This window comes from Mesorhizobium sp. M0761 (assembly GCF_040320205.1).
Lineage (GTDB): Bacteria > Pseudomonadota > Alphaproteobacteria > Rhizobiales > Rhizobiaceae > Mesorhizobium.
In genome coordinates, this window is the sequence record NZ_JAMYPF010000009.1 from 195,563 (window position 1) to 219,262 (window position 23,700).

At 63.1% G+C, this 23,700-nt stretch carries 25 protein-coding genes and 1 pseudogene; 8 read left to right on the top strand and 18 right to left on the bottom strand.

Annotated features, from left to right (window positions below; genetic code table 11):
* The first annotated feature begins 169 nt into the window (after nt 1-169).
* The 3 genes from NKI32_RS17355 to NKI32_RS17365 all read left to right on the top strand — a co-directional run bounded on the left by NKI32_RS17355 (nt 170) and on the right by NKI32_RS17365 (nt 3,455).
* Entirely contained in the window at nt 170-922 is a 753-nt protein-coding gene (locus NKI32_RS17355) for a heme ABC transporter permease (protein ID WP_023682911.1), read from the top strand.
* Nucleotides 923-1,116: 194 nt separating this feature from the next.
* On the top strand, nt 1,117-1,788 hold the full coding sequence (locus NKI32_RS17360) for an outer membrane protein (protein ID WP_353003054.1): 672 nt from the start codon (nt 1,117-1,119) through the stop codon (nt 1,786-1,788).
* A gap of 35 nt (nt 1,789-1,823) precedes the next feature.
* Complete coding sequence (locus NKI32_RS17365) at nt 1,824-3,455, top strand: tetratricopeptide repeat-containing sulfotransferase family protein (RefSeq protein WP_353003055.1); 1,632 nt, start codon at nt 1,824-1,826, stop codon at nt 3,453-3,455.
* A 47-nt stretch (nt 3,456-3,502) separates the two neighbouring features.
* Here NKI32_RS17365 and NKI32_RS17370 read toward each other — a convergent pair whose 3' ends face one another.
* The 3 genes and pseudogenes from NKI32_RS17370 to NKI32_RS17380 all read right to left on the bottom strand — a co-directional run bounded on the left by NKI32_RS17370 (nt 3,503) and on the right by NKI32_RS17380 (nt 5,218).
* A complete protein-coding gene (locus tag NKI32_RS17370; protein WP_023672893.1) occupies nt 3,503-3,799 on the bottom strand; it encodes an addiction module antidote protein in 297 nt (98 codons plus the stop codon).
* Nucleotides 3,792-4,090 (bottom strand): annotated as a pseudogene (locus tag NKI32_RS17375) (type II toxin-antitoxin system RelE/ParE family toxin). The gene NKI32_RS17370 and the pseudogene NKI32_RS17375 overlap by 8 nt, the downstream one beginning before the upstream one ends.
* 69 nt (nt 4,091-4,159) lie before the next feature.
* Nucleotides 4,160-5,218, bottom strand: a complete 1,059-nt coding sequence (locus NKI32_RS17380) for a D-TA family PLP-dependent enzyme (protein WP_353003056.1) — start codon at nt 5,216-5,218, stop codon at nt 4,160-4,162.
* A 150-nt stretch (nt 5,219-5,368) separates the two neighbouring features.
* Here NKI32_RS17380 and NKI32_RS17385 point away from each other — a divergent pair, with 150 nt between their 5' ends.
* Nucleotides 5,369-6,055, top strand: a complete 687-nt coding sequence (locus NKI32_RS17385; protein ID WP_023694398.1) for a D-lyxose/D-mannose family sugar isomerase — start codon at nt 5,369-5,371, stop codon at nt 6,053-6,055.
* 8 nt (nt 6,056-6,063) lie between these two features.
* On the opposite strand, the gene NKI32_RS17390 is transcribed toward NKI32_RS17385, so the two are convergent.
* From NKI32_RS17390 to NKI32_RS17420, 7 genes are read right to left on the bottom strand one after another with little or no spacing between them, the layout of a single operon-like run.
* Entirely contained in the window at nt 6,064-6,417 is a 354-nt protein-coding gene (locus tag NKI32_RS17390; RefSeq protein WP_023694397.1) for a hypothetical protein, read from the bottom strand.
* 13 nt (nt 6,418-6,430) lie between these two features.
* The gene (locus NKI32_RS17395; RefSeq protein WP_023694396.1) at nt 6,431-7,297 is read right to left on the bottom strand and encodes an RDD family protein; all 867 of its coding nucleotides are present in this window, start codon (nt 7,295-7,297) and stop codon (nt 6,431-6,433) included.
* Complete coding sequence (locus tag NKI32_RS17400; RefSeq protein WP_023694395.1) at nt 7,284-8,303, bottom strand: stage II sporulation protein M; 1,020 nt, start codon at nt 8,301-8,303, stop codon at nt 7,284-7,286. The genes NKI32_RS17395 and NKI32_RS17400 overlap by 14 nt, the downstream gene beginning before the upstream one ends.
* On the bottom strand, nt 8,300-9,610 hold the full coding sequence (locus tag NKI32_RS17405; RefSeq protein WP_023724874.1) for a DUF58 domain-containing protein: 1,311 nt from the start codon (nt 9,608-9,610) through the stop codon (nt 8,300-8,302). Before NKI32_RS17405 ends, NKI32_RS17400 begins: the two co-directional genes overlap by 4 nt.
* Complete coding sequence (locus NKI32_RS17410; protein WP_023805069.1) at nt 9,607-10,563, bottom strand: AAA family ATPase; 957 nt, start codon at nt 10,561-10,563, stop codon at nt 9,607-9,609. Before NKI32_RS17410 ends, NKI32_RS17405 begins: the two co-directional genes overlap by 4 nt.
* Complete coding sequence (locus tag NKI32_RS17415) at nt 10,550-11,755, bottom strand: DUF4350 domain-containing protein (RefSeq protein WP_352627189.1); 1,206 nt, start codon at nt 11,753-11,755, stop codon at nt 10,550-10,552. The genes NKI32_RS17410 and NKI32_RS17415 overlap by 14 nt, the downstream gene beginning before the upstream one ends.
* On the bottom strand, nt 11,752-12,384 hold the full coding sequence (locus tag NKI32_RS17420; RefSeq protein WP_352510753.1) for a DUF4129 domain-containing protein: 633 nt from the start codon (nt 12,382-12,384) through the stop codon (nt 11,752-11,754). Before NKI32_RS17420 ends, NKI32_RS17415 begins: the two co-directional genes overlap by 4 nt.
* Before the next feature lie 144 nt (nt 12,385-12,528).
* On the opposite strand from NKI32_RS17420, the gene NKI32_RS17425 reads away from it, so the two are divergent.
* The 3 genes from NKI32_RS17425 (at nt 12,529) to NKI32_RS17435 (ending at nt 14,332) form a co-directional block, all read left to right on the top strand.
* A complete protein-coding gene (locus NKI32_RS17425) occupies nt 12,529-13,386 on the top strand; it encodes a hypothetical protein (RefSeq protein ID WP_023672536.1) in 858 nt (285 codons plus the stop codon).
* Nucleotides 13,387-13,463: 77 nt separating this feature from the next.
* Complete coding sequence (locus NKI32_RS17430; protein WP_352510752.1) at nt 13,464-13,682, top strand: hypothetical protein; 219 nt, start codon at nt 13,464-13,466, stop codon at nt 13,680-13,682.
* Nucleotides 13,679-14,332, top strand: a complete 654-nt coding sequence (locus tag NKI32_RS17435; protein WP_352510751.1) for a hypothetical protein — start codon at nt 13,679-13,681, stop codon at nt 14,330-14,332. The genes NKI32_RS17430 and NKI32_RS17435 overlap by 4 nt, the downstream gene beginning before the upstream one ends.
* Nucleotides 14,333-14,370: 38 nt before the next feature.
* Here the strand turns inward: NKI32_RS17435 and NKI32_RS17440 are convergent, their stop codons facing one another.
* The 7 genes from NKI32_RS17440 to NKI32_RS17470 form a co-directional block, all read right to left on the bottom strand.
* On the bottom strand, nt 14,371-14,724 hold the full coding sequence (locus NKI32_RS17440) for a tetratricopeptide repeat protein (protein WP_488377242.1): 354 nt from the start codon (nt 14,722-14,724) through the stop codon (nt 14,371-14,373).
* A gap of 66 nt (nt 14,725-14,790) precedes the next feature.
* Complete coding sequence (locus tag NKI32_RS17445; RefSeq protein WP_023742726.1) at nt 14,791-15,195, bottom strand: hypothetical protein; 405 nt, start codon at nt 15,193-15,195, stop codon at nt 14,791-14,793.
* A 173-nt stretch (nt 15,196-15,368) separates the two neighbouring features.
* On the bottom strand, nt 15,369-17,009 hold the full coding sequence (locus NKI32_RS17450) for an ABC transporter substrate-binding protein (RefSeq protein ID WP_353003057.1): 1,641 nt from the start codon (nt 17,007-17,009) through the stop codon (nt 15,369-15,371).
* Between the two features lie 271 nt (nt 17,010-17,280).
* Complete coding sequence (locus tag NKI32_RS17455) at nt 17,281-18,339, bottom strand: alpha/beta hydrolase (RefSeq protein ID WP_353003058.1); 1,059 nt, start codon at nt 18,337-18,339, stop codon at nt 17,281-17,283.
* 3 nt (nt 18,340-18,342) lie between these two features.
* Entirely contained in the window at nt 18,343-19,020 is a 678-nt protein-coding gene (locus NKI32_RS17460) for an isochorismatase family protein (RefSeq protein WP_353003059.1), read from the bottom strand.
* A 337-nt stretch (nt 19,021-19,357) separates the two neighbouring features.
* Nucleotides 19,358-20,662, bottom strand: a complete 1,305-nt coding sequence (locus NKI32_RS17465; RefSeq protein WP_352446613.1) for a M24 family metallopeptidase — start codon at nt 20,660-20,662, stop codon at nt 19,358-19,360.
* A gap of 326 nt (nt 20,663-20,988) precedes the next feature.
* Complete coding sequence (locus NKI32_RS17470; RefSeq protein WP_353003071.1) at nt 20,989-21,885, bottom strand: GlxA family transcriptional regulator; 897 nt, start codon at nt 21,883-21,885, stop codon at nt 20,989-20,991.
* 183 nt (nt 21,886-22,068) lie between these two features.
* On the opposite strand from NKI32_RS17470, the gene msrC reads away from it, so the two are divergent.
* Nucleotides 22,069-22,566: a free L-methionine (R)-S-oxide reductase MsrC gene (gene msrC / locus NKI32_RS17475; RefSeq protein WP_353003060.1), complete on the top strand. Its 498-nt coding sequence runs from the start codon at nt 22,069-22,071 to the stop codon at nt 22,564-22,566.
* Here the strand turns inward: msrC and NKI32_RS17480 are convergent.
* Nucleotides 22,563-23,597: a YeiH family protein gene (locus NKI32_RS17480; protein WP_502897959.1), complete on the bottom strand. Its 1,035-nt coding sequence runs from the start codon at nt 23,595-23,597 to the stop codon at nt 22,563-22,565. The two genes, msrC and NKI32_RS17480, sit on opposite strands and share 4 nt — an antisense overlap.
* Between the last annotated feature and the right edge of the window lie 103 nt (nt 23,598-23,700).

Here is a 23,700-nt window from a genome sequence, read left to right on the forward strand (position 1 = left end):
TTTACCTCCCCCTTGTGGGGAGGTCGGACCCGTAGGGTCCGGGTGGGGGTAGTGCCCCACCACCCCCACCCCGCTGCTTCGCAGCGACCCTCCCCACGAGGGGGAGGGTAAATAAGACTGCGACACTCCCTCGATTGCCCCGAACGCGCCGCCGGTCTATCTAGACCTTATGAGCGATACCTCCTCACGCCTCGCCGGCTGGACCGACCTCGCCAACCCCACGCGCTTTGTCGGGCTGGCCGATAGGCTGGTGCCGTGGCTGGCGTCGATCGCCGCGATCCTGCTCGCCATCGGTCTCTATATGAGCTTTGCCGCGCCTGAGGATTTCCAGCAGGGCATCACGGTGCGCATCATGTATATCCACGTGCCTTTCGCCTGGCTCGCCATGATGTGCTACACGGTGATGGCCGTCGCCGCGCTCGGCACGCTGGTCTGGCGCCATCCCTTGGCCGATGTCGCGCTGAAGTCGGCAGCCCCGATCGGCGCCACCTTCACCGCGCTTGCGCTGGTCACCGGCTCGATCTGGGGCAAGCCGATGTGGGGCACCTGGTGGGTCTGGGACGCCCGCCTGACCTCGGTCTTCATCCTGTTCCTGATGTATCTCGGCATCATCGCGCTGACGCGTGCGCTCGATGACGCCAGCCGCGCCGCCTGGGCCGCCGCCATCATCACGCTCGTCGGCTTCATCAACATCCCGATCATCAAATTCTCGGTCGACTGGTGGAACACGCTGCACCAGCCGGCCTCGGTGTTCCGGCTCGGCGGACCGACGATCGATCCCAGCCTGCTATGGCCACTGCTGGTGATGGCGCTCGGCTTCACCGTGCTGTTCTTCGCGCTGCATTTGACGGCGATGCGCACCGAAATCCGCCGCCGGCGGGTGATCGCCATGCGCAGGGTGGCGGCACGGCAGGCCGACTAGCGCGATTTTCAAAACCGAAGCCATACGCCTGCCGCCAAACATTAGCATGTGCTGCTATGTTGCGGTGCAGCAACAAGAATTCTCAAAAGATTGTTCCCGACTTCGCTTGGCTCCTTGATCTCGTTTGCTTTCTTGACAGCTCGGCCGCGAAGCAAGAGTGATACCAGTCACTAGTTGTAGCGAGGGAATCGGCGATGAAACTGCGCTTGTTGGCTGGCGTCTCGACATTTGCATTGGCGCTTGGTTGGAGTTCGGCCTACGCCGCCGACGCGATTGTCGACGTTCCGAGGGCGGAGGATCTCTGGTACGTCACGCTCTTCGGCGGCGCCAGTTTCCCGAACCATGTGAAAACGGACTACAATGGTACTGGGTATTCAATCGATCTTGATACCGGGTTCGTAATCGGCGGCGCTGTCGGTCGGCGCATCAACGATGTGTTTCGTGTCGAAGGCGAACTGTCCTACGCGCGCTACAAGGCAAGCGAATACAGCTACACGGGCGTCGGCAACTATCCGGCTTCCGGCAATCTGTCGGCCACCTATCTTCTCGCCAACGTCTGGGCCGATGTTGCGCATTTTGGTGATGCCAAACTCTATGTCGGCGGCGGTCTCGGCGCGGCCTATGTTACCGCCGATACTCACTTTGATGGCCACGCCTTTGGATACGGGCCTGGCGGCTGGGGTTTCGCCGGCCAGGTGGGCGCCGGTGTTACCTACGCGGTAACGCAGAATGTCGACCTCGATTTCGGTTACCGCTTTAAGGCCGTGACAAGCGTGGATCTAGACGACAATGATGGCGGCGGCACATACGAGAACGCCAAATTGTACTCCCACAATCTCCAGCTTGGCGTTACCCTGAAGTTCTGATTGGTTCGTCGCAGGCCGCGACCGGGATTTGACGGATGCCGCTCTTGCCACGCCGGCAACCCCTGGGCCTGCCGGCAATGATCCCAGCCTCGCTGCCGACCGCCGGTGAGCCGGCGGAAAAGACATTGCAGCGCGGCATCGACCTGCAACGGCGCAAGCGTTTTCGCGAGGCCGAGTTCTGCTACCAGACGGTGCTTCGCACGCAGCCCAAAAATGCCATGGCGCTGAACCTGATGGGCACGCTCGCCATCGAGGCCGAGCATCATGACGCCGCCATTGCCTATATGGAAAGGGCGGTCAAGCTCGAACCGGACAACGCCATCTTCCGCAACAATCTCGGCAATGCCTACAATGTCACCGGCAACGTCGACAAGGCGCGCAGACATCTGAGAAAGGCGATCGAGCTCGACGGAGGGCTCATCGAAGCGCTGTGCAATCTCGGCCGCTCCTACCGCAGCCAGCTCGAGGGCGACGTTGCCGAAGGGTTCTATCGCCGGGCGCTGGCTATCGACGGCCAGTCGGTGATGGCACTTGCCGGTATGGGTGATTTGCTCACCGACATTGGACGGCCGGCCGAGGCGGTCGAATGCTTCAGCAAGGCCCTTGCCATCGACCCGGGCCATGTCGAAGCGCTGGCCGGAATGGCGCTGGCGCGCCGGGCGGTCAAGGATGATCCGACGCTGCCTCTAATACGGGCTCGTCTGGAATTGCCGACGACCACCGATCGCGAGCGGGTGGTGCTGCACCATGCCGCCGGCAAGATGCTCAACGATCAGCGCGAGTATCGCCCGGCAATCCGCCATTTCGCGAGGGCCAAGGCGATTTCCGGCAATGATTTCGACATCGACCGGCACACCCAGCTTTACGACAGCTTCATCGACACTTTCGACGCCGGCTTCTTCGAGGCGCGAGCCAATTTGGGAAATCCATCCAGACGCCCGGTCTTCATCGTCGGCATGCCACGGTCGGGAACGACGCTGACCGAGCAGATATGCGCCAGTCATCGCGATATCCATGGCGCCGGCGAGTTGTCGACCGTTCGTTCACTTGCCGGCGAACTTGGGTTCGACAAGCTCGACCCAGCCATTTTCACCAAGGCCATGGCGGCGCTCACTGCGGCCAAGGCCAAGGAGCTTGGATCGAAATATCTCGACGATCTCAAAAAGCGCAACAACACGGCGCGGCTTGTCGTCGACAAGATGCCGCATAATTTCGAGCTGCTGGCCTTCATCAGCCTGATCTTGCCGAATGCCCGCATCATCCATTGCCGGCGTGACCCGATGGACAATTGCGCGTCCTGTTTCATGCATAATTTTTCCGAGGCGCACGGCTATAATGCCGATCTTACCAAGCTTGGGCAGTATTACCGGGAGTATGACCGCCTGATGCGCCATTGGACCAAGGTCATCCCGCTGAATATCCACGACATGCCCTATGAAGAAACGGTCGCCGATTTCGAAAATCGCGCCCGTGGATTGATCGGATTCCTCGGCGTCGAGTGGGACGATGCCTGCCTGCGTTTCAACGAGACCGAGCGCACCGTGCGGACGCCGAGCCGCTGGCAGGTGCGCCAGCCGATCTATTCATCCTCGGTCGAGCGCTGGAAGCTGTATGGCGACGCGCTGGATCCGCTGAAGGCGGCGCTGGGTCCGGTTTATCCGTCCTGATTTCAGTTCGCCCGAACAACCTCGCGCTCGACGCGCGCTGGCGTAGATTAGACCTGAGTTGCATCGTGCTTTGGGGCCAAATGAAAGCCGAATGCTTTCATGACCGCCAGTGTGGTTTCCAGCGTAGGATTACCGTTTTCGCTGAGCGAGGTATAAAGATGCTCGCGAGCCAAGCCGGTCTTTCTGGCAATGTTGCTCATCCCCTTGGCGCGGGCAACGACACCGAGGGCGGACGCGACGAATTTGGCGTCTCCGGTTTCCATTGCCTCTGCCAGAAACGCCTCGATTGCCGTATCGGAATCGAGCATTTCGGCGGGATCGAAATCATAGATTTTTTCAACCATTGTCGTCACTCCATTCTACGGCCAGGCGCTTTGCTGTCCGTATGTCGGTTTCTTGTGAACTTTTATCCCCGCCGCACAGGAGCAGGATGACCGTTTCACCGCGCTTGTGAAAATAAACGCGATAGCCGGGCCCATAGTGAATGCGCAATTCACTGATGCCTTCACCCACTAGTCGCCGGGATTTCCTACAATCAAACGTTGCAGCCGAACGGCAATTGCCGCCTTGGCTCTTCCGTCTTTCAGCTTTTGGTGCCACCTCCGAAAGGTGGCTGTCTGCTTCAGGATTGCCATGGGGACTAGTAAGTTATAAATTACAATTCGTCAATGTCGAAATAGGGCGAGCCTCCAAAACGAAAAGCCTCACCCCATCCGCCCACGCGCTTCCACCTTCAGCGTTTCCAGCACCTTGTCACCGTCGATCAGATGCACCTGGTCGAACAGGTTGGTCACGACGCAGCAATGATCAGGCACCACGCGCACGCGCTCGCCAATGCGAAGCTTCGCACCATTTCCAAGCGTGACCGTGCCATGTTCCTCGCTCAAGCTGGTGACGCGGGCGCCGGGCATGCCGAGCAGCTCGCCAAAATCGGCGAGCCCCAGCGTGTCGCTGGACAGCGCCTTGCTGCCGCTGTCCAGGATGGCGCGGGCCGGCGTCGGATGGCTGACCACGGTGGCGAGCACCGTCAGCGCACAATCGTCGAGCGTGCCGACGCCTTTGGCGACCTGGTAGCGGTCGAGGTAGATGTAGGTGCCGGGGCGGTATTCGGTCACCACGCTGTCCTCGCCCGAGCGCCACATGTCAGGCGTGCCGCCGCTGGAGATGCGTTCACAGGCGAGACCCGAGGCCGCGAGCGTTTGTTTGGCGCCGGCCAGCCACGATTCAGCCTCGGCGGCGCGGCCGGCCGCGGGGTAGGTCATCAGCCCGCCGAGGGTGAGCCCCTTGGCTTGGTCGATCAACTTCGCCAGTGCCAGCGCCTCGGCGGCGCTTTGCACACCACAACGGCCCATGCCGGTGTCGCATTCGACCAGGACGGGCAGGGGGTGCCCTGCATCGGTGAAGGTGGCGGCGAGCCCCTCCAGCGTTTCGAGGCTGTCGGCCGTCACTGACAGTGTCACACGGCCATGCAGGGCCTTGAGGCGCTCCAGCTTGGCGCGGCCAAGGATGTTGTAGGGCAGAAAAATATCGGTCAGCCCGGCATCGGCCATCACTTCCGCCTCGCCGATCTTCTGGCAGGTGATGCCGACCGCGCCGGCCGCCATCTGCTTCTTCGCCCAATAAGGCAGCTTGTGCGTCTTGATGTGCGGCCTGAGTTTCAGCCCGTGGCGGTCGGCATGCGCCTGCGCTCGTGCGATGTTGGCTTCGGCGCGGGCCGCGTCGATGAGGATCGCCGGCGTGTCGAGGTCGTCTATGCCTTGCATGAAATATCACCCTGGGAAATCTGGCTGACTTATGGCCCCGATCCGCACGGATGTCATGGGGCCAGCACGCAGTTTGCGTCGACACCGCAGCGCTGTTCGGCTATGCGCTTCAGATAACTCCAGGGAACGCGACGCGAAGGGATCACGATCATGAAACGCTCCACCGTCAACGACATCATCCGCGATGCAGACGCCTTCATCCGCTCGTTCGGCTACATCATGCCGCCCTTCGCCTACTGGAGCCCGGAAGAGATGAAGGCGCGCAAGGCCGACTCCGCCGCCATTTTCACCTCGCGGCTCGGTTGGGACATCACCGATTACGGCCAGGAAAAATTCGACGAACTCGGCCTGTTCCTGTTCACCGTTCGCAACGGCGTCTATGCCGACATGAAGAAGGGCATGGGCATGCTTTATGCCGAGAAGATCATGATCTCGCGCAAGGATCAGCTGTCGCCGATGCACCGCCACAACATCAAGGCCGAGGACATCATCAACCGCGGCGGCGGTAAGCTCGTGCTGGAACTGTTCATGCACGATCGCGACGGCGGCATCGATCCGAAGGCCGAAGTGACGGTGCCGGTCGACGGCACCATCCACAGGCTGCCGGCAGGCGGGCTCCTGAAGCTCGACCCGGGCCAGAGCGTGACGCTGCTGCCCGGCGTCTGGCACGCCTTCTGGGCCGAGGGCAAGGATGTGCTGATCGGCGAGGTCTCGACCGTCAATGACGATCTCACCGACAACGTCTTCCGCGAGCCGATCGGCCGCTTTTCCAACATCGACGAGGATGTCGCGCCGGTGCACCTGCTGGTGTCCGACTATGAGAAGTGGGTGGGGTAGGCGAGGGCCTAATCGCCCCAATTCAGCTGCTGAAAGAACGTCCAGATGCTGATCGTGCTGTCATCCCGATCGCTCGTGCTGTGCAGCGTCAGGACAATATCCACCGTGGGCGGCGCCTTGCTCAAGACTGTGATCAGGCGCGCGCTGCCGTCAGGCACGATACCTATGCCTGACGTCATTTCCCAATTTCCGTCGGCTTGCTGAAGTCGGGAAGAAGTATCTCCGAATTGCTCCCTCATCGATGCATCGTTTAGAAACGGTTCGTCGGTGAGTTCTGCAAATTCCTTCCAGGATCCGGAGACTGCCGCCTGAATGGCGCGTTCTATTCTGGCTTTTTCCGCTTCGCTAACTTGAGCCGGCATCCCGAACTCCGATCTACAGCTGATACTTATCCGCCTTGCGGGTGCCGAGCAAAAGCTTCCGCTCAAGCTGTGCCCGCAGCTCGCCGTAATAGGCGGTGAGGAAGGCCCTGGAATCGACCGGCTCGATCGTCATGCCGATCTTGCGTCCGATCGTTTCGGCCACGGCTTTCAGCGCGAAATAGTCGTCGCGGCGCAGCACTTCCTCCAGCTTGTGCAGTTCGGCGATGCCATAGGCATCGAGCTGCGCCTGGGTGAAGCGGAATGCGCGGGTGGTGGTGTCTTGGCGTTGCGACAGGTCTTCGACCAGCGCCAGTTTCGGCGCCTCGACAACCCACGTTCCGGCCAAAAGGTCGCCGATGCGCATGCGGTCGCGGTTGAACAGCGGGAAGAGCGCAAACAGCAGCGTCCACACCAGTCCGAAGATCGTCGTCAGCGTGTCGGCGAGCCCCATCTCGCTGCGGCCGAGGATGATCGACAGCGGCAGGAAGATCTCGATCTCGCGCATCAGGTTGCGGGCAATGACCTGATCGACTGACAGGCCGGCGCCGCTGCGCGACGCCACCCGGATGCCGAGCATCCGTTTGCCGGGCGTGGCGGCGCGGCGGCCGGCTTCGAAGACGATGAAATAGGCGTTGCGCAGGAAGAAGATCAGGATGATCCAGACGATGAACAGCGGCTGCGCGCCTTCGCCTTTGAGGCCGGCCAGCCCGAACAGTGCAACGATCGAGATCACGATCGCCGTGACGATGATGATGACAAAGTCGAGCAGGAAGGCGGCGGCGCGGGTGCCGGCATCGGCGAGCTTGATCCGGAGATCGACCCCTTCCGGCGTGATCAGCGGCCGTATCGTCGAGACGGCAGCGCGCCTAGCGGTCGCCATGCCGCACCACCCTGAACACATAGAAATAGCAAAGCCACAGCGTCAGCATGACGCCGCCAATGGCATAGCGTGTCACGTCGCTGGTGATCACCTGCCTGCCGATGCCTTCGAGCAGGCCGGCAAACAAAAGCATGATCGTCACCCCGACCATGGTGGTGGCGGCCACGCGCCCGGCATCGGCAGCAGCCGTCATCCGCGTCAGTTCGCCGGGGAAGGCGATGCGCGTGCCGATGCGCATGCCGGCGGCGCCCGCCAAGGCGATCGCGAACATCTCGGTGGTGCCATGGATGGACAGCCATCCGCCCAGCTCCAGCCCAAGCCCCTTGGCGACGTAGATCTGGAACATCGCGCCAAGCAGGCAGCCATTCATCAGGATCAAGAGCACGCTCGGCACCGCGAAGGCAAAGCCCAGCGCGAAGGCCAGGATCGCCACCTGGACATTGTGCGTGAACAGATAGGCGGCGAAGCCCGACAGGAAATTGCTGTCGGCGCCGTCATAAAGCACCTGTCGCAGGACTTCGACTGAGGCGTCCGGGTTGCGCCCGCCGGCCAGGCTCGGCGGAATGATGGCGTCGAACCAGCCCTTGTCTTTGGCCACCAGCCAGTAGCCGGCGCCGGCGCCGACAAAGGTCAGGACGACCGACAGCAAGGTCTCGCGCCACAAATCGCGAATGGCATGCGGCCAGTCATGCAGGAAGAAGTCGCCGATGCGCTGCCGCAAGCCGCGACGTGCGCCATAGAGGTAGAAGTAGCCGCGCAGGCAAAGCGCTTCGAGATAGCTGACCAGCGCATTGTCGAGCGACGTCGCCCGCGCCACCGAAAGCGAGGACAGCGCCGAGCGGTAGAGCAGCGGCAGCGACAGCAGTTCGTCTTCCGATAGCGTGCGTGGCGCACGTTTCTCGACCCGGGCAAGCAGCGCCTCGAACGCCTTCCAGTCGGCCTCGCGCTCCGAACGGAAGCTCGCCAGCGACTGGCGCACCGCATCCTTGCCGACCAGCGCGTTCACAACAGATCCTCTCGCTTGAGCTCGAGATAGCGCTCGACCAGCGCCGGCCCGAGCCTCTGATGGTCGGCTTCGATGACATGCGCGCCGAGCAGCCTGAGCCTGCCGATGACGACCTGCCTTTCGCGCAGCAGCCCGCCGGCGACGACGGAGCGCGCCACATCCTCCGGTGCGTCCGGCGGCATGTCGGCCAGTGTCTCCAGTTCGACATCCCTCATCATCATGAACAGCACCAGATGCCGTTCGGTGAGCCGGCCGACGGTGCGCAGCATCAGTTCGGCGCTGATCGGATCGACGAAGTCGGTGAAGATGATCACCAGCGAGCGCCGGTCGAGCCGCGCCGCCAGCGTCGTCAGCGCCAGGGTGAAATTGGTCTCTTCGGTGGAATAGTCGATCTCCGCCGCCCGCTTCTGGATCATGGCGAAGCTGGCGGAGCCGCGCACGGCGCCGCTGGAAACGCGCGGCCGCGCGTCGAAGCCGAACAGGGAGACCATGTCGCCGCCCTTCAGCGCAATGAACGCCGACAGCAAGGCTGCGGTGACCGCGCGGTCGACCTTCGGCACGCCGTCGACGGGCTCGCACATCAGCCGGCCGCTATCGATGGCCAGCACGATGTTGTTGTTCTCCTCGATACGGAATTCGCGCGCCAGAAGCCTGCCGTGGCGGGCGCTGCGCTTCCAGTCGATCATGCGCCGGCCCATGCCGGGCTGATAGTCCTTGAGCGCCTCGAATTCGCGGCCCTGGCCGGCGCGGCGCTGCGCATGGCCGTCGGGCAGCGCCTGACGCTGCAGAAGCGTGATCGCCTCGTCGCGGGCGCTGCTGACATCGGGCAGCACCGCGACTTGGCTCGCCATCGGCAGCACCACCTGGTTCCAGACCAGCCCGAACGGCCCGCGCCAGCGCACCCACAGGCGATCGAACCTGGCGATGCCGCGCCGCAGCGCCTGAAATTTGAGATCGAGCGATGCGCTGTCGGCCTCGGCGGTCAACGCGCCGCCGGTGCCGCCCAGCGGTTCCAGCCGCTCGTCATGGCCAAGACGCGCCTGCACGGCGCGCGGCCGTCCGCTGAGCCCGGCGATGACATGGACGGTGAACTGGCCGCCGACGCTGACCTGCGGCGGGGCATGGATGCTGGCATCCAGCGAAGCCCGTCCGGGTCCGGCGGCGGCGTCCACGGCCAGGAAAGCAAGCAGCACGCAGATCCACAACAGGCCGAGATACCACAGCGACGGCAACGCGAGCGCGATCAGGAAGGCCGGTATTGCACCTGCCGCACCTGCCCAGACTGCCCGGCCGCTCGGATATATCAACGTGGCGCTTCCGTCTGGTCGACCAAGTCGGTGACGATCTGCTCGACCAGGCGGCCGTCGATCTGCGCCGCCGGCGACAGGATCACGCGATGGCGCAGCGCCGGCACCGCAAGCGCCTTGACGTCGTCGGGGATGACATAGGCGCGTCCGTCGAGCGCCGCCCGGGCGCGCGCGGCTCTCGCCAGCATGGCGCCCGCGCGCGGGCTGGCGCCGACTTCCAGATCGGGGCTTTCGCGCGTAGCCCGCACCAGCCTTGCGATATAGTCGACGACATCGTCGACCAGCGTGACCTCGCCGACGGTCGCCAGCGCCTTTTCCAGCGTCTTGCGGTCGGCCTGGGCGGTGATGCCGTACTGCTTGATGTCGTGCGAGGCGGTGCCGCCGCCATGGTGGATGATGATCGCCTTTTCCTCTTCCGCGCCGGGGTAGCTCACCCGGTGCTTGAACAGGAAACGGTCGAGCTGCGCCTCGGGCAGAGGATAGACGCCCTGATGTTCGATAGGGTTCTGCGTCGCCACCACCATGAAGTTCGGGCCGAGCGCATGAGTGGTGCCGTCGAAGGTGACGGCATGCTCCTGCATCGCCTCCAAAAGGGCAGCCTGGGTCTTGGGCGGCGTGCGGTTGATTTCGTCGGCGAGCAAAAGGTCGCAGAAGATCGGGCCGCGCGTCAGCGTGAATTGCCCGGTCTGGAAATTGTAGATGTTGGAACCGACGATATCGCCGGGCATCAGGTCGGGCGTGAACTGGATACGGCCATAGGCGACCCCCAGCGCCTGGGCAAAGCAGCGCGCCGTCATCGTCTTGGCCGTGCCCGGCGGTCCTTCGAGCAATATATGCCCGCCGGCGAACAATGCCGTCAGCATCAGATCGACCGTATCGTGTTGCCCGGTGATGGCCTTGGCCACCTCTTCCCTGATCTGTGTCGCCAGGGCCTTCACATCATCGACGTTCACCGAGCCTCCTTGCCGTCCAGTCGTGCAGCTTTTCGGCTGCATCATGCATTTGTGTCAGGGTCTTTGCCGCGTTCGCAGCTTGCAGGCGGGTCGTGAAACCGCCGGCTTCGTCCTTGTCGCGGGAATCGAGCCAGCGGTCGAGCGCTTCGCCCTGCAAACCGTGCGGCGCGCCGAGCAGCGCGCCGGCGCGCACGCGTGCCAGTGCTCCATAGCGGTCGCCCAGTTCCTCCAGCCGGCCAGCGCGGCGCAACAGCATCGCCGTGGTATCGACCAGCGCGCGCTTGCCGAAGGCGATGGCGCGCTGATCGGCCCGCGGCGGCCCGAACCGGCCAAGGCCATGCAGGAAGGCAAGTGCCGCCGCCGCCAGGATGGTCAGCGTCAGCGCCAGGAAGGGCGGCTCGACCAGAAGCTTGGCGAGATCGTATTTTCGCCCGACGCCATGCAGCGTCAGGTCGAACATGACGGCACCCTTTTCGGGCTGGAGGAGCTCGATCAGCTTGAGCGCCGCCGCCGCCTTGTCGGGATCTTTCAAGCCAGCGTTATTGATGAGATCGGGGTCCGTCAGAATGTAGAACCGCTCGTCTTCGATCTCGGTCAGCACGGCCTTGCCGTTGCCGGCGGCAATCAGCGGGTGTTCGTCGGCCACCCATTGCAACTGGTCGGGAACGCTGACCACTTGCCCTGAGACGTCGAGTTGCTTGACCGTGGTCTCACCTTCGCCGAGCTTGGCCTTGGCGATGCGGCCGAGCCAGTCGTTGACCACCACATCCGGCAGTCGCTGGATCTTCATCTCCCAGCCCTCATGCTGGAACAGCGGCAAGGTCGCCCATTTGGGCAGAACGAACAGCGTATCCAGGCCCTTTCGAAGCTTGATGATGTTGGCAAGCGCATCCGGGTCGCTGTCGGGTGAAATGGTGACGATCAGCAGCATTTCGGTCTCGAGATCGCTGTCGGACCGCGCCATGTCGGGCGCTTCGCCGGTCAGCTTCAGCCATTGCGCCAGACCGGCATAGCCGATGCCGCTCTTCGACAGCGGGGTTGCGCCACCGACGCTCGGCTGGCGAAAGTCGGGCGCATAGGTGGACAACAGGAAGAAGCCTGCGGCCGCGAGCAGGCTGGCGAAAATGCCCCAGAACAGCGTCCTGCGGCTGAACGGCTCCTGCTGGGCGATGTCGGCTGTCGCGTCACTCACGTCCAGGCATCCCTGAAGACGAATCGCTCATAGGCGCTGCGCGCCTCCTGCCAGCCCTCGGGCCCGACCGGCCGGCGCGCGAACAACGCCGCCTCGACGATGCGCGCGATCTGGGTAAAGGCGCCACGCGCCCGCGTTGGCAGCGACGCCGCTCCCGCGATATCGCGCGCGGTCAGCGACGGGCGCAGGAAGTCGGGCAGGCGGCCGGCAATGTCGGCAACGCTGCGGCGCAGCAGGAGATGCACCGCCTCGTCATACTCGCCCCGGGCGGCCAGCGCATCGGCTTCCGACAGCAGGACCTGCGCGGCGCCAACGTCGGGGTGCCATGTCGCTTCCGCCTCGGTCACGCTCTTTTGGCGCCACCAGGGCAGGCGCCAGGCGACGCCTTTCACCTCAAGGAAAATCAGCAGCAGAATGATTGCGGCACCTGTGATCACGGCCCCCCAGAACAGATAGATCATGTAAGGGCCGAGCTGTGCCAGGAATTCGACCAGCGGCTTTAGCCACTCAGGCGTCTTGGGCTGTACGTAGGCCGGCAGGTCGAACTGGATCGAATCGTCCGACAGCAACTGCTTGTGCAGTTTGGCCAGCCATTCGGCTTGCGCAGCGTCCGGCTGTGCAGCAGTCACCTTTTCGCCCCCATGCAACCTGCGGTTCGCGGGCCGACACTGGCAATACGCCAAGGCAATTGCAAGCGGCGGCAACCGCAAGTATCAATATCGGTGATTTATACTTTCTGATTTGGGGTATCCATTAGTCGGGGGGAATGTAACATGACGTCAATCGCGAGCGAGCGGCCGGAACGGTTCAGCGTCGGCAGGGCTTTCAGCAATACGTTTTCGGTAATCGGACGCAGCTTCGTCCCACTTGCCGCCATCGTCGGCCTTTTTTCGACGCTGCCTGCGCTGCTGTACAACATCTGGAGCTTTAGACAGATTGCAAAGATAGCAGTACCTGGGGCGAGCTTCGAGCAATCGGCTATGGCGGGCTATGGTGCCGTTTCGATGATTGCCGGCCTGGTGCTCCTGATCTTGGCCTTTCTGGCGCAGGCGGCGCTGGTACGAGCGACAATCGAAGATTTGAACGGCAAGCGCCCGTCGATTGGCGATTGCATTCAGATAGCCCTGCGCAGCTTCCTCCCCACGCTCGGAATTGGTCTTGTGATCATCGTGGCAATGTTTCTGGTGGCGATGATATTAACGGTCATCACCATGGCCATCCCCATCGTCGGCGGTGTGATTGCACTTCTGTCGCTCATCCCCATAGCCATGTGGCTGATCAGCATATCGGTGGCTGTGCCCGTCGCAGTTCAGGAAAGGCCTGGCGTCTTCGCCTCGATTTCGCGAAGCAGGGCGCTGACGAAGGGAAGCCGCTGGCGGATATTCGCGCTGTTTCTGGTCCTCGGCATTGTTGCGATAGGGCTACAAGTGGTTTTCACCTTGCTGTTTCAGGCTGCTATTGCGAGCGGCGGGATCAGCACGACCGGTCTCATTGCCGCTGCCATCGGAAGCAGCCTGCTGTCGACAATCGTTTCGGCGGTGATTTCGGTGGCGATTGCCGTCACCTATGTCGAGCTGCGCCAGGTCAGGGAAGGCACCAGCGTCGACGAACTGGCGGAGATCTTCTCGTAACGAAGGTTTTGGCCCGAGAACAGCCAGTCATGTTGGCGCGATTGGCCGGGATCTAGCTCGGGCCGGAAGGGGTAATCGTGGCATCGACGGCGTCGGCGCGGCTTGAGAAGTTCCAGATCGGCAGGGTTTTCAACAACACCTTCGCCGTGATCGACCGCAATCCCGGTCTGATGATTGCTTTGGCGGCGCTTTTCCTGGTCCTCCCAGCAGTTGCGCTCAATCTGTCGACCACTGGAATGGCGGCCCCAACGGCTACATCGCCGCACCTCCACTCGGCGCGAAGTGGGTCATTATGAGCAGCTCGTTCTTATCGCTCGTTTTAAGCCTGATCTATTTCGTTTGCGCGCTGTTGTTCCAGTCCTCGCTGGTGCAAGCGACGGTAGAGGACCTGAACGGCAAGCGCCCGGCGATCGGCGACTGCATCCAGATAGCCTTGCGCAGCATATTCCCGACGCTGGGGGTGGGGCTGATTGTCTTTTTGGCCATGATCCTTGGCCTCATCGTGATGGGCATCGCCGGAATGTTGGTGCCGATCTTCGGAGCGATCATTGCCTTCGTGGTGTTGCTCGTTGCCGGCATCAGGTGGCTGCTCGGCATATCGGTTTCCGTGCCGGTGCTGATGCAGGAGCGGCTTGGCATGTTTGGCGCGATGTCGCGCAGCCGTGCTCTGACAAAGGGCAGCCGCTGGCCGATGTTCGGTGTCTTTCTGATCCTGTGTTTGGCGGCGCTTGCCTTCCAGATGATGTTTGCCTTGCTGATCGGCCTGATTTTCGCTTTCTTCAGCGGCCTCTCGACGGTCGCCCTGATTTTCGGCGCTATCGGAAGCGTCCTTATCGCGACGGTCGTGTCCACGGTGGCATCGGTGGCCATTGCGGTCGCCTATGTTGAACTGCGCCAGGTTAGGGAAGGCACCAGCGTAGACGAACTGGCGGAGATTTTCTCTTAGAAGGCGAAGCCAACTCGGCTGGTCGGGCGGCGGGGATTTCAGTGACAACAGCTTGGCCCCGCCTCCGCGCTCGTCCGACACAGGCACGACGAGGTGATCGCCACATCCCGCGCGAGCTGGACATGGTCGAAGCAGCGTTTGGCCGCACGGTCTGCCTCGTCCTTGCCGTGCTCGTTCCAGGTGAGGTTGTAAAAAGGCCCGGCGGCAGAGGCGATGCCCCAATGCACGAAGGCGCAATCAGGATCTGTCTCCAGCGCCTTCTCGAAGCACTTTATGCCTTCCTCATGGTTGAAGCCGTAGCACCAGTTCAGCCCGATATCGAACCAGCGCTGCGTCTCGGCCGAGGCGGTGGAGATTGGACGGCGATAGGTGCCGAGGTCGAAGTGGTCCATGCGTTCTCGTGCAAAATATCGCGGCCAAAGTGTATCAGGCCTTGAACTCAATCTTGGGGTGCTGACCTAGGTAAAGTGCGAAGCAATCTGTTCGACAGGGTCCTTGTCTGGGCGCACCAAAAGCCAGAAGATCAGCCCTGTAGCGCCACCGAGTATCCCTATGAAGGAGCATGCATAGAGAACTCCGCCGATTCCCAATGGAGGACTCCACTTACTGAGGCCGAAGACAAACGCTGGAACAAAAACTGCCAGAAAGCCAACGACGACGTATACCCAAAAAAACTGCCAGCGCCGTCGGGTCAGGACATAGAAGGCCGGAATTCCTACCACCGCCTCCACAACATAGAAAACAAGGGTTACGAAGATGAAGCCCGACAACGGCCCCGTCTCAGGGTGGTTCGCATGCCAATTGTAGCCGGGCAGGATCGCCGGAATAATGGGTGCAAGAATGAAAGCCCAACGGGCGCGCATGTGTATTCTCCGGAATGACGCGAGCCCACAGCGGCGCCTCGTCGACACACCAGACCGATCCACGGTCGCCGCGTCAAGACAGACACCGTCGTAAATGCTCGGAGTGCGCTGCAGGTATCTACCTGAGCGACATACCGCTCAGGTGCCAGCCGGTATGCGGCGTCCCCGAAGGATCACCCCTCCAGCCACACCTTCTCAAAATGCTGTTCCAGCGACTGGTGCTGTTCGCAGCCTTGCACGCCCTTGCGGTAGGTGCGGTAGACCGAGCGCCAGTAGGGCTGGATGATGATGCCGGCATCGCGCAGATTCTGCTCGATCCTGGCCATGATCTCCTTGCGCTGGGCGGCGTCCGGCGTTGCCAGCGCCTTGTCGAGGAGTTCGTCGAACTCTTTGTTGGCGTAAGCGCTTTCGTTCCAGGCGGCGCCCGATTTATAGGCGAGCGCCAGCACCTGGACGCCGAGCGGGCGGCCCAGCCATTCGGTGGTGGAGAAGGGGTATTTGCTCCAGTCGTTCCAGAAGGTCGCCGCCGGCAGCACGGTGCGCTTGATCTTCAGGCCGGCCTCGCGCATCTGCGCGGCGATCGCGTCGCCGGTGCTCTTTTGCCATTCGATGTCGACCGAGATCAGCTCGAATTCGTGGTCCGTCTTGCCGGCCTCGGCGAGCAGTTTCTTCGCCTGATCCATATCTCGCTTGGCCGGACCGATATCGGCAAACTCAGGATGCATCGGACCGACATGGTGGTTGTCGGCGGGCTTGCCGCGACCGCCGAGGCCCAGCGCCAGCACGGCGGAATTGTCGACGGCAAGCTGGGCGGCGCGGCGCACCTTGACGTCGTCATAGGGCGCGTTGCCGACATTGAAACGGGCAACGATGGTCGATCCGGTGGCGATCTCGGAATTCAGCAAGCCCATCTGCTCGGTCTGCGACACGGCGTCGGAGGCGGTCTCGTGGTCGGTGTCGATCTCGCCGGATTCGAACGCCGACAGCGTCGCGTTGGGGTCGGAGCCGTAATCGACCCATTTGATGCCGTCGAGGTAGAAGTCGCCCTTCCACCAGGGCTTGTCCTTGCGCTTCACCTCAGCACTTGTCTCGGCATTCAAGCTGACCAGTTCGCAGGGTCCGGTGGTGATCGCCAGCGCCTTCATCGGATCGTCGCCGCCCTCATAGGAGCGGTGCATGATCAGCGCGGGATAGTCGGCCATCCCTGCGATCAGCGAAATGTCGGGTTTCGGCAGATTGAGCTTTACGGTGAAATCGTCGACCTTCTCGATGCCGCCATCGACCGGCTTCTTGGTGTCGGCATTGACCAGCGCGCCCATGCGCGCGGCGACCGAATTGCCGGGGACGGAAGCGTCGCACCAGCGGTTGAGATTGTGGATGACGTCATCGGCGTTGAAGGCGTCGCCATTCGACCAGGCGATGCCCTTGCGCACATGCAGCGTCAGCGTCTTGGCGTCGTCGCTGGTTTCCCAGCTTTCGAGCAGCCACGGCTCGAAGGTGAAGTCGCGGTTCCAGCGCACCAGATATTCGTTGCAGTGGCGCGCCACATTGGACATTTCGACACCGTCGAAAGTGCGCGGATCCTTGAACCCCTTGACGTTCATGGCGACGCGCAAGGTGCCGCCGCGCTTCGGCTCCTGGGCCCGGGCAGGCGACGCGCTGAGGCCGCCCAGCGCCAGCGCTCCGGCAGCACTGACGCCGAAGCCGGCCATGATGGCAAGATATTCGCGCCGGTTGACGCCGCCTTTCCTGAAATCGTCGGCAACGGGCTTCGCCTGCGGGTGCAAATTGCGGTCGGTCAGCATGAATTTCATCGTCGTTCCCTCTTTTGTTGGGCGCCCCGACGGTCCGTCTCCGCTGGGGGCGGAGGCGACCATCGGGCGCGCCGTTGCCTGAGCAGGTGATGATAAAGCGGGTCCACCCAGGGAAATGTTCTCTTTTCCGCAATTCTTGTGCACTGCTCCGCAGAGGTAGACTGCCAATCTCCCCCCTTGTGGGGGAGATGTCCGGCAGGACAGAGGGGGGCGCTGTCCCGCCATCCCGTCTGCCGACTGGAGTATCTTCACAGATAATCGTTGCGCTGATTTAGGATATTGAAGGGCCGCGATCCTTCGCGCCCCCCTCTGGCCTGCCGGCCATCTCCCCCACGAGGGGGGAGATCAGCGCTTCGTCGTTCTTGCCGAGCACGGCGACGGCGGCGATGGCCGCAAGCGTGCACGCGAACGCCTCGCCGGCGCGCTGAACACTTTTGCGGGCGCGCAGAAAACTGTGCACGAGGCGGTTCTCCTCATACCACCAGGCGCGGCCGCCTGCCGCAACGATGCGGTCGCGATAGGTCTCGCCGTCCGATGACAGCGGATCGCATTGGGCGGTGATGATGACAGTCGGCGGCAGGCCGGAGAAGTCATTGTCGCTCAGCGGCGAAAAAGTCGGGTCGTCGGGCGACTGTGCCGGGGCAGCGCGAATGGTGCGGTAGAACGCGATGTCGCGCAGTGTCAACAGCGGTGCGTCGGCATGTTCGACATAGGAGCCGGCACTCTCGTCGCCGCCGAGGCCGGGATAGATCAGCACCTGGCCGACCGCCCGGCGCAGGTGGCGGCGCGAGGCGTGCGCGACCGCGGCGGCAAGGTTGCCGCCGGCGCTTTCGCCAACGAGCACGATCGGCAGGTCCGTTGTCACCGCCGCCCATTCGAACACGGTCAGCGCGTCGTCGAAGGCGGCCGGGTGCGGATGCTCCGGCGCCAACCGGTAGTCGGCCGAGACAACGTCGAAACCGGTGCCGGCGCAGATCTCGGCGCAGATGTCGTCATGGCTGTCGAGCCCGCCAAGCACAAAGCCGCCGCCATGATAGTAGACGATGACGGCGCGCACGGGCTTGCCCGCCATCCGGTAGTAGCGGATCGGGATGGCGTGCCCTGCATCGGCGGCGATGATGCCGCCGCTGGCCGAAACCCCTTTGGGACAACCCTGATGGAAGGCGCGGCACATCGCATCATAGACCGACCTTTGCTCGGCGATCGGAAGTTCGGCGATTTCTGGCGGGAACCAGTCATTGACCAGGTCGATATGCTCCCACAGCGCCGGGTCGAGCAGGGTGGCGTATTTCCCCCGCCTGGTGGTCTTGAGCTTGTGGACCGTGCCCATCTCTCAGAGCTCGCCGTAGAGACGTTCGGCGTTTTCAAAGGTGAAGCGCAGCGGCACCGAGCCCTCGACCCGCCATGCGCTGACAGTGTCGCCCGCCATCAGCCGGCACGCGTCTATCGTGTTGGTGACGGCGCCGCCATAGAGCCGGTTGGCAAGGTTGAGGATGGCGGTCTGGTGCATGGCGGCACTGCCGCTGCCGCAGGCATCCTTGACCAGAAGCACGCGAAAGCCGGATGCGACCGCGTCCTTCACGGTGGCATCGATACAGGCCTCGGTCCAGACGCCGGCGACGATCAGCCATTCGATGCCGCGCGCCTTGAATTCGGTTGCGGCAGGCCCGGCGCCGAAGGCGCTGGCCTGCGTCTTGACCAGCATCGTCTCGCCGGCCGCGGGCGCCACCTCATGGCAAATCTCGGTCAGCGGATCGGTCTTGTCGGAAAAGGCAGACTTGCCGTCGGCGTCGAGCGGATGGAACGGACGCGCCTTGGCGGTATCGACGACATAGGCCCAGTGATAGAGCGGCACGAAGTTGCGCCGCGCCGCCGCCTGCAGGCGCTGGACGTTGGCCAGCACCTCGCCAAAACCTTCGACCAGATAGCGCTTGTCCTGCCGATGCTCTTCCTGGAGGTCGATGAACGCCGCGGCGACCGTGCCGCGTTTGATCGAGATCCGGCTTTTCATGCGGATAGGCCTTGGTTCGCGACCAACGCTATTCCGTTCAGCGAAGTGGCGCCAACAGTGGTGATTGGCCGGTGCCTCCCCACCTTCGTCATCCACGGGCGAAGCAGGAGCGAAGCTCCGTCGCGGAGACCCGAGGATCCATGCCGTGACGCTGGTCGGAGAGTGCGGCGGAGCAGAACTTGCACCGTTGCGGCGCGGATGAGTCCCGGCATGGATCCTAGGGTCTGCGCCGCGTCGCTGCGCTCCTTGCTTCGCCCTAGGATGACGAAGGCATAGCTGCCGCGACTATTTCCGAAGGTTTGCGATACCGCGCTGACGTTAGTGAGGGACGCTGCGATCAAACCTGCTTCTCCAGAAACTCATCCTCGTAGGGAAAGCGCGACAGAAGCTCGGTGCCGGTGTCGGTGATCAGGATCTCGTCCTCCAGCTTGACGCCCTCGCGGCCGCCTTTCTCGCCGATATAGCTTTCCACGCTCACCACCATGCCGGGCACGATAATGCCGTCGCGGCCATAGGTTTCATAGTCCATGGCGTGCGCAATGAACGGCGTCTCGCCATGCATGCCGACGCCGTGCATCACCGAGGTATAGCGCTGGTCGACGAAACGGTCCGGGATTTTCCACGCCTTTTCGGCGATTTCGCGAAACGCCATGCCCGGCCTGACGATCGAAATGTTGTGCTGAACCTGGTCGTGCGCCATGCGGTAAAGCGATTTCTGATAGTCGGTCGGCTTGCCCGGCCCGCAGCGGAAGGTGCGCGAAAAATCGGAATAATAGCCATAGCAGCCGATCGTATCGGTATCGAGCGCCAGAAGCTCGCCCGGCCGGATCTTGCGGCCGCTGGCCTCGTTGAACCACGGATTGGTGCGCTGGCCCGAGGTGAGGAGCCTCGTCTCGATGAACTCGCCGCCCTGGCGGATCACCTCGCCATACATGATGGCGAACAGCTCGTTTTCGGAGACGCCGGGTTTTATCGCCTCGCGCACGGCATAAACAGCGGCTTCCGCGCCGGCCATCGACACCTGCAGGCATTTGACCTCCTCAGGCGTCTTGACCGCGCGCACCGCCAAAATCTCGCCCTGGCAATCCTTGACCTCGCAGCCGCGCTTTTCCAGCGCCAGCGCCTGCAAATGGCTGCAGCGGTCCAACCCGAGCTTCATCGAGCCGCCGCCATGTTTCTTCAAAAGCTCGGCGATCTCGTCGGCGAAGGGGCCGGCGGTTTCGTCGTCGCGGCCCGAGACCGAAGACCATACCAGCTTGGACGGGCGCGCCTCGTCGATCGTGTCGAGCACCATCGAGACATGGTAGCTCTGCGGGTATTCGAACAGCACGATCGGCCCGTCGGTCGGGATGAAGAAATACCGCGTCGAGTTGCGCAGGAAATAGCCGAACATGTTGCGCGAGCCGGTGGCATAGCGCTGGTTGTAGGGGTCGAACAAAACGACGCCGCCATAGCCCGCCTCGCGCATCCAGCCGCGCAGTTTCGCCAGCCGCCCTTTGCGCAAGGCGTCGGCATCGATGAAGGACGGCTCGGTATCCGACAGCCACATGCCGCCGGCGGAGTCGGCCGCGACCGGGTGGCGCATGCGGTCCTTGAAATCCACATCCTCGGTGCTGTCGGGGTCGAAAACGACGATGCTCATTGGGTGCGCCTCCTGAAGGGCTAGACCATAGCCATGCGCCGAAAAATGTCTGTGCGAGAATCCGCAGATGTCGCGCGAAATGCCGCAAGAAGGGCATGGATACAAAGGGCAATGTTGCGATCCTTCGCGCCCGCCCTCTGTCCTGCCGGACATCTCCCCCACAAGGAGGGAGATTAGCAGCTTTCGCGTCCCGCTCGCCCTGCAACGTTGGTGATTGGCGAAAGCCGACGCGACATCTGATCTCCCCCCGTGTGGGGGAGATGTCCGGCAGGACAGAGGGGGGCGCTGTCCCGCCAGCATCTCACCGCGTTAGCGCGCAGCGCCCTCTAATGCCGCCGCATCGCCTTCGGCGCGTGCCCATGCTCCTCGCGAAACGCTCGGGCAAAACTTGACATGGACGCGAAGCCGCAGGCCAGCGCCACGTCTCGCACCATCAGCGTCGAATGGGCCAACAGGTCGGCGGCGCGCCGTAGCCTGAGGCGCCGGTAATATCCATTGGGCGAAATGCTGAGCTCGGTGCGGAAATTGCGCTCCAACTTGTCGGAGGAGACGCCGAGACGGGCCGCCAGTTCCGTCATGCCAAGCCGCTCTTCCACCGCATCCTCCATGATGGCAATGGCCGACAGCACCAGTTCGTTCTGGACGCCGGTGCGCAGCCTGAGCGGCATCAGCTTGCGGTCGACGCTCGAACGCAAGGGGCTGTGCACAAACCATTCCGCGACGCCGGCCGCGAGCTCGCCGCCATAATCGTTGGTGATGATCTCCAGCATCATGTCCAGGCTGCCGACGCCGCCGGCTGAGGTGAAGCGCTTGCGGTCGATGACGTAGAGATCGCGCCGAAGCTCGATATCCGGGAAGGCCTCCGTGAAGGCCGCCTGGCTGGTCCAGTGCAAGGTGCAGGCATGGCCGTCGAGCAGGCCGGCCCTGGCGAGGAAGAAGGCGGCGTCGGCCACCGCGCCGATATGGGCGCCGGCGCGCAGGCTCCTGCGGATCCAGGCAACCGCATAGTCCGCGACAAGCAAGTCCGCATTGCCGCCGGAGCAGACGACGATGCGGTCGACCTTCGGTGCGCTGGAGGCTGAGAATCCCGGTTGTATGACAACCCCGTTGGACGCCTCGACCGTTCCCTGGTCGGCGCCGACGATCACCCAGCGGTAACAATCGCGTTTGGCCAGCACATTGGCGGCGCGCAGCGGCTCGATCACCGAACTGAACGCCATCATCGGAAAGCCGGGAAAGACCAGCACGGCGAAGGTGAGGGGACCTTCGCTCGCTGCGGGTTGCGCCCGGTCGTGTGTTTGGCTGGCACGGTCGGTATTCACAATTGTGTATTTCCTGGGAGCGTCATTGGTGGCAGACAGGAAATGTAAGGGGCTTTTTGCCCCGCCGGCAATGGAGACGACGCCATGTTTGCGGCCCAGACCATCGACAGCACCGACAAGCCAGCCTTCTACCGCGAACTGGCCACCCAGTTGAAGGCGCTGCTGGAAGGCGAGAGCGACTCCGTCGCTAACGCCGCCAACACATCGGCGCTGATCTTCCAGATGGTGCCCGATCTTAACTGGGCCGGCTTCTATTTCCTGGCGTCGGACGAGGAGCTGGTGCTTGGACCGTTCCAGGGCAAGCCGGCCTGCGTGCGCATCGCCGTCGGCAAGGGCGTGTGCGGCACCGCCATCGATCTCGAAATGTCGATGCTGGTCAAGGATGTGCATGAATTTGCCGGCCACATCGCTTGCGACGCCGACTCGCGCTCGGAATTCGTCGTGCTGCTGAGGGACAATGACGGCGTCTTCGGCCTGATCGACCTCGACAGCCCGACGCCCGGCCGCTTCGACAAGGACGACCAGGCCGGCATCGAGGCGCTTGCCGCGATCTATGTCGCGGCGAGTTCGTTCGAGGATTAAGCGAACTTCACCAGCATCAGGCTGAAGCAGCCGATGAACAGGAAGGCGCAGGAGGCGAGCGCCAGCGGGCGAAGGCCGCGCGAGCGCAGCTGCGAAATGTTGGCCTGCAGACCCATGGCGGCGAGCCCCATGGTCAGCATGATGGTGGTGGCGAACGCCATGGCCGACTTCACTTCGGCCGGCACGGCAACCAGGCTGTTCAGCGCCACGACGGCGATGAAAGCGGCGACGAACCACGGCATCGGCGGCCGCGCACCGGATTGGTCGCTTGGGCGATCGCCATTGCTCTTGCGGCGCGCCATCAGGCCGAGCGCGATGACCATCGGCGCCAGCAGGGCGACGCGGGTCAGCTTGGCGACGGTGGCGATCTCGCCGGACTGGGCGCCGTTCTGGAAGCCGGCGCCGATGACCTGTGCCACCTCGTGGATCGAGGCGCCGGCCCACAGGCCGAATGCGTGCTGGTCGAGGCCGAGCACCGGCGCCAGCAGCGGGAAGCCGAGCATGGCGACGGTGCCGAACAGCGTGATCGAGGCGACGGCATAAGTGACGTCCTCGTCGCGCGCATCGGTGACGATGTTGGTGGCAACGATCGCCGAAGCGCCGCAGATCGAGGTGCCGGCGGCAATCAGCTGCGCCAGCTTGGCGTCGACGCCGATCAGCCGGCCAAGCGTAATGGTGAAGACGAAGGTCGCTCCAAGGGTCAGCGCCACGATGCCGACGCCGCCGGCGCCGATGGAGACGACCTGGCCGAGCGTCAGCTGAAAGCCGAGCAGCACGATGGCAAAGCGCAGCAGGCGCTTCTGCGAGAAGGCAATGCCGGCCTTGGCGTGGGCGGGCGTGCCGAGCACGTTGGAATAGATCATGCCGGCGACGACGGCGAGGATCATCGGGCTGAACAGCGCGAAGCCGGAGACATTATGGGCCGAGAAGGCCACCCCCGTAATCATCGCCACCAGCACGATCCCGGCGATGACGCCATTCCACACGGAACCGAGCCGCTTCCGGCCCACGGCCAGGTCGGCGGAAATCATGCTGATCGGAATATCGTTCGCTAGCTGGGCGGCGGAAGACAATGCAATTCTCCACGCAAGTACCTCAGGAGAATGTCATTCCAGAATCGATCTTTCCAACGAA

Bases quoted from the DNA above. Each gene is read 5' to 3' on its own strand.
- NKI32_RS17355 (WP_023682911.1), top strand. From the start codon at position 170: ATGAGCGATACCTCCTCACGCCTCGCCGGCTGGACCGACCTCGCCAAC.
- NKI32_RS17360 (WP_353003054.1), top strand. From the start codon at position 1,117: ATGAAACTGCGCTTGTTGGCTGGCGTCTCGACATTTGCATTGGCGCTT.
- NKI32_RS17365 (WP_353003055.1), top strand. From the start codon at position 1,824: ATGCCGCTCTTGCCACGCCGGCAACCCCTGGGCCTGCCGGCAATGATC.
- NKI32_RS17370 (WP_023672893.1), bottom strand. From the start codon at position 3,799: ATGGTTGAAAAAATCTATGATTTCGATCCCGCCGAAATGCTCGATTCC.
- NKI32_RS17380 (WP_353003056.1), bottom strand. From the start codon at position 5,218: ATGCAAGGCATAGACGACCTCGACACGCCGGCGATCCTCATCGACGCG.
- NKI32_RS17385 (WP_023694398.1), top strand. From the start codon at position 5,369: ATGAAACGCTCCACCGTCAACGACATCATCCGCGATGCAGACGCCTTC.
- NKI32_RS17390 (WP_023694397.1), bottom strand. From the start codon at position 6,417: ATGCCGGCTCAAGTTAGCGAAGCGGAAAAAGCCAGAATAGAACGCGCC.
- NKI32_RS17395 (WP_023694396.1), bottom strand. From the start codon at position 7,297: ATGGCGACCGCTAGGCGCGCTGCCGTCTCGACGATACGGCCGCTGATC.
- NKI32_RS17425 (WP_023672536.1), top strand. From the start codon at position 12,529: ATGACGTCAATCGCGAGCGAGCGGCCGGAACGGTTCAGCGTCGGCAGG.
- NKI32_RS17435 (WP_352510751.1), top strand. From the start codon at position 13,679: ATGAGCAGCTCGTTCTTATCGCTCGTTTTAAGCCTGATCTATTTCGTT.
- NKI32_RS17440 (WP_488377242.1), bottom strand. From the start codon at position 14,724: ATGGACCACTTCGACCTCGGCACCTATCGCCGTCCAATCTCCACCGCC.
- NKI32_RS17445 (WP_023742726.1), bottom strand. From the start codon at position 15,195: ATGCGCGCCCGTTGGGCTTTCATTCTTGCACCCATTATTCCGGCGATC.
- NKI32_RS17450 (WP_353003057.1), bottom strand. From the start codon at position 17,009: ATGAAATTCATGCTGACCGACCGCAATTTGCACCCGCAGGCGAAGCCC.
- NKI32_RS17455 (WP_353003058.1), bottom strand. From the start codon at position 18,339: ATGGGCACGGTCCACAAGCTCAAGACCACCAGGCGGGGGAAATACGCC.
- NKI32_RS17460 (WP_353003059.1), bottom strand. From the start codon at position 19,020: ATGAAAAGCCGGATCTCGATCAAACGCGGCACGGTCGCCGCGGCGTTC.
- NKI32_RS17465 (WP_352446613.1), bottom strand. From the start codon at position 20,662: ATGAGCATCGTCGTTTTCGACCCCGACAGCACCGAGGATGTGGATTTC.
- NKI32_RS17470 (WP_353003071.1), bottom strand. From the start codon at position 21,885: ATGATGGCGTTCAGTTCGGTGATCGAGCCGCTGCGCGCCGCCAATGTG.
- msrC (WP_353003060.1), top strand. From the start codon at position 22,069: ATGTTTGCGGCCCAGACCATCGACAGCACCGACAAGCCAGCCTTCTAC.
- NKI32_RS17480 (WP_502897959.1), bottom strand. From the start codon at position 23,597: ATGATTTCCGCCGACCTGGCCGTGGGCCGGAAGCGGCTCGGTTCCGTG.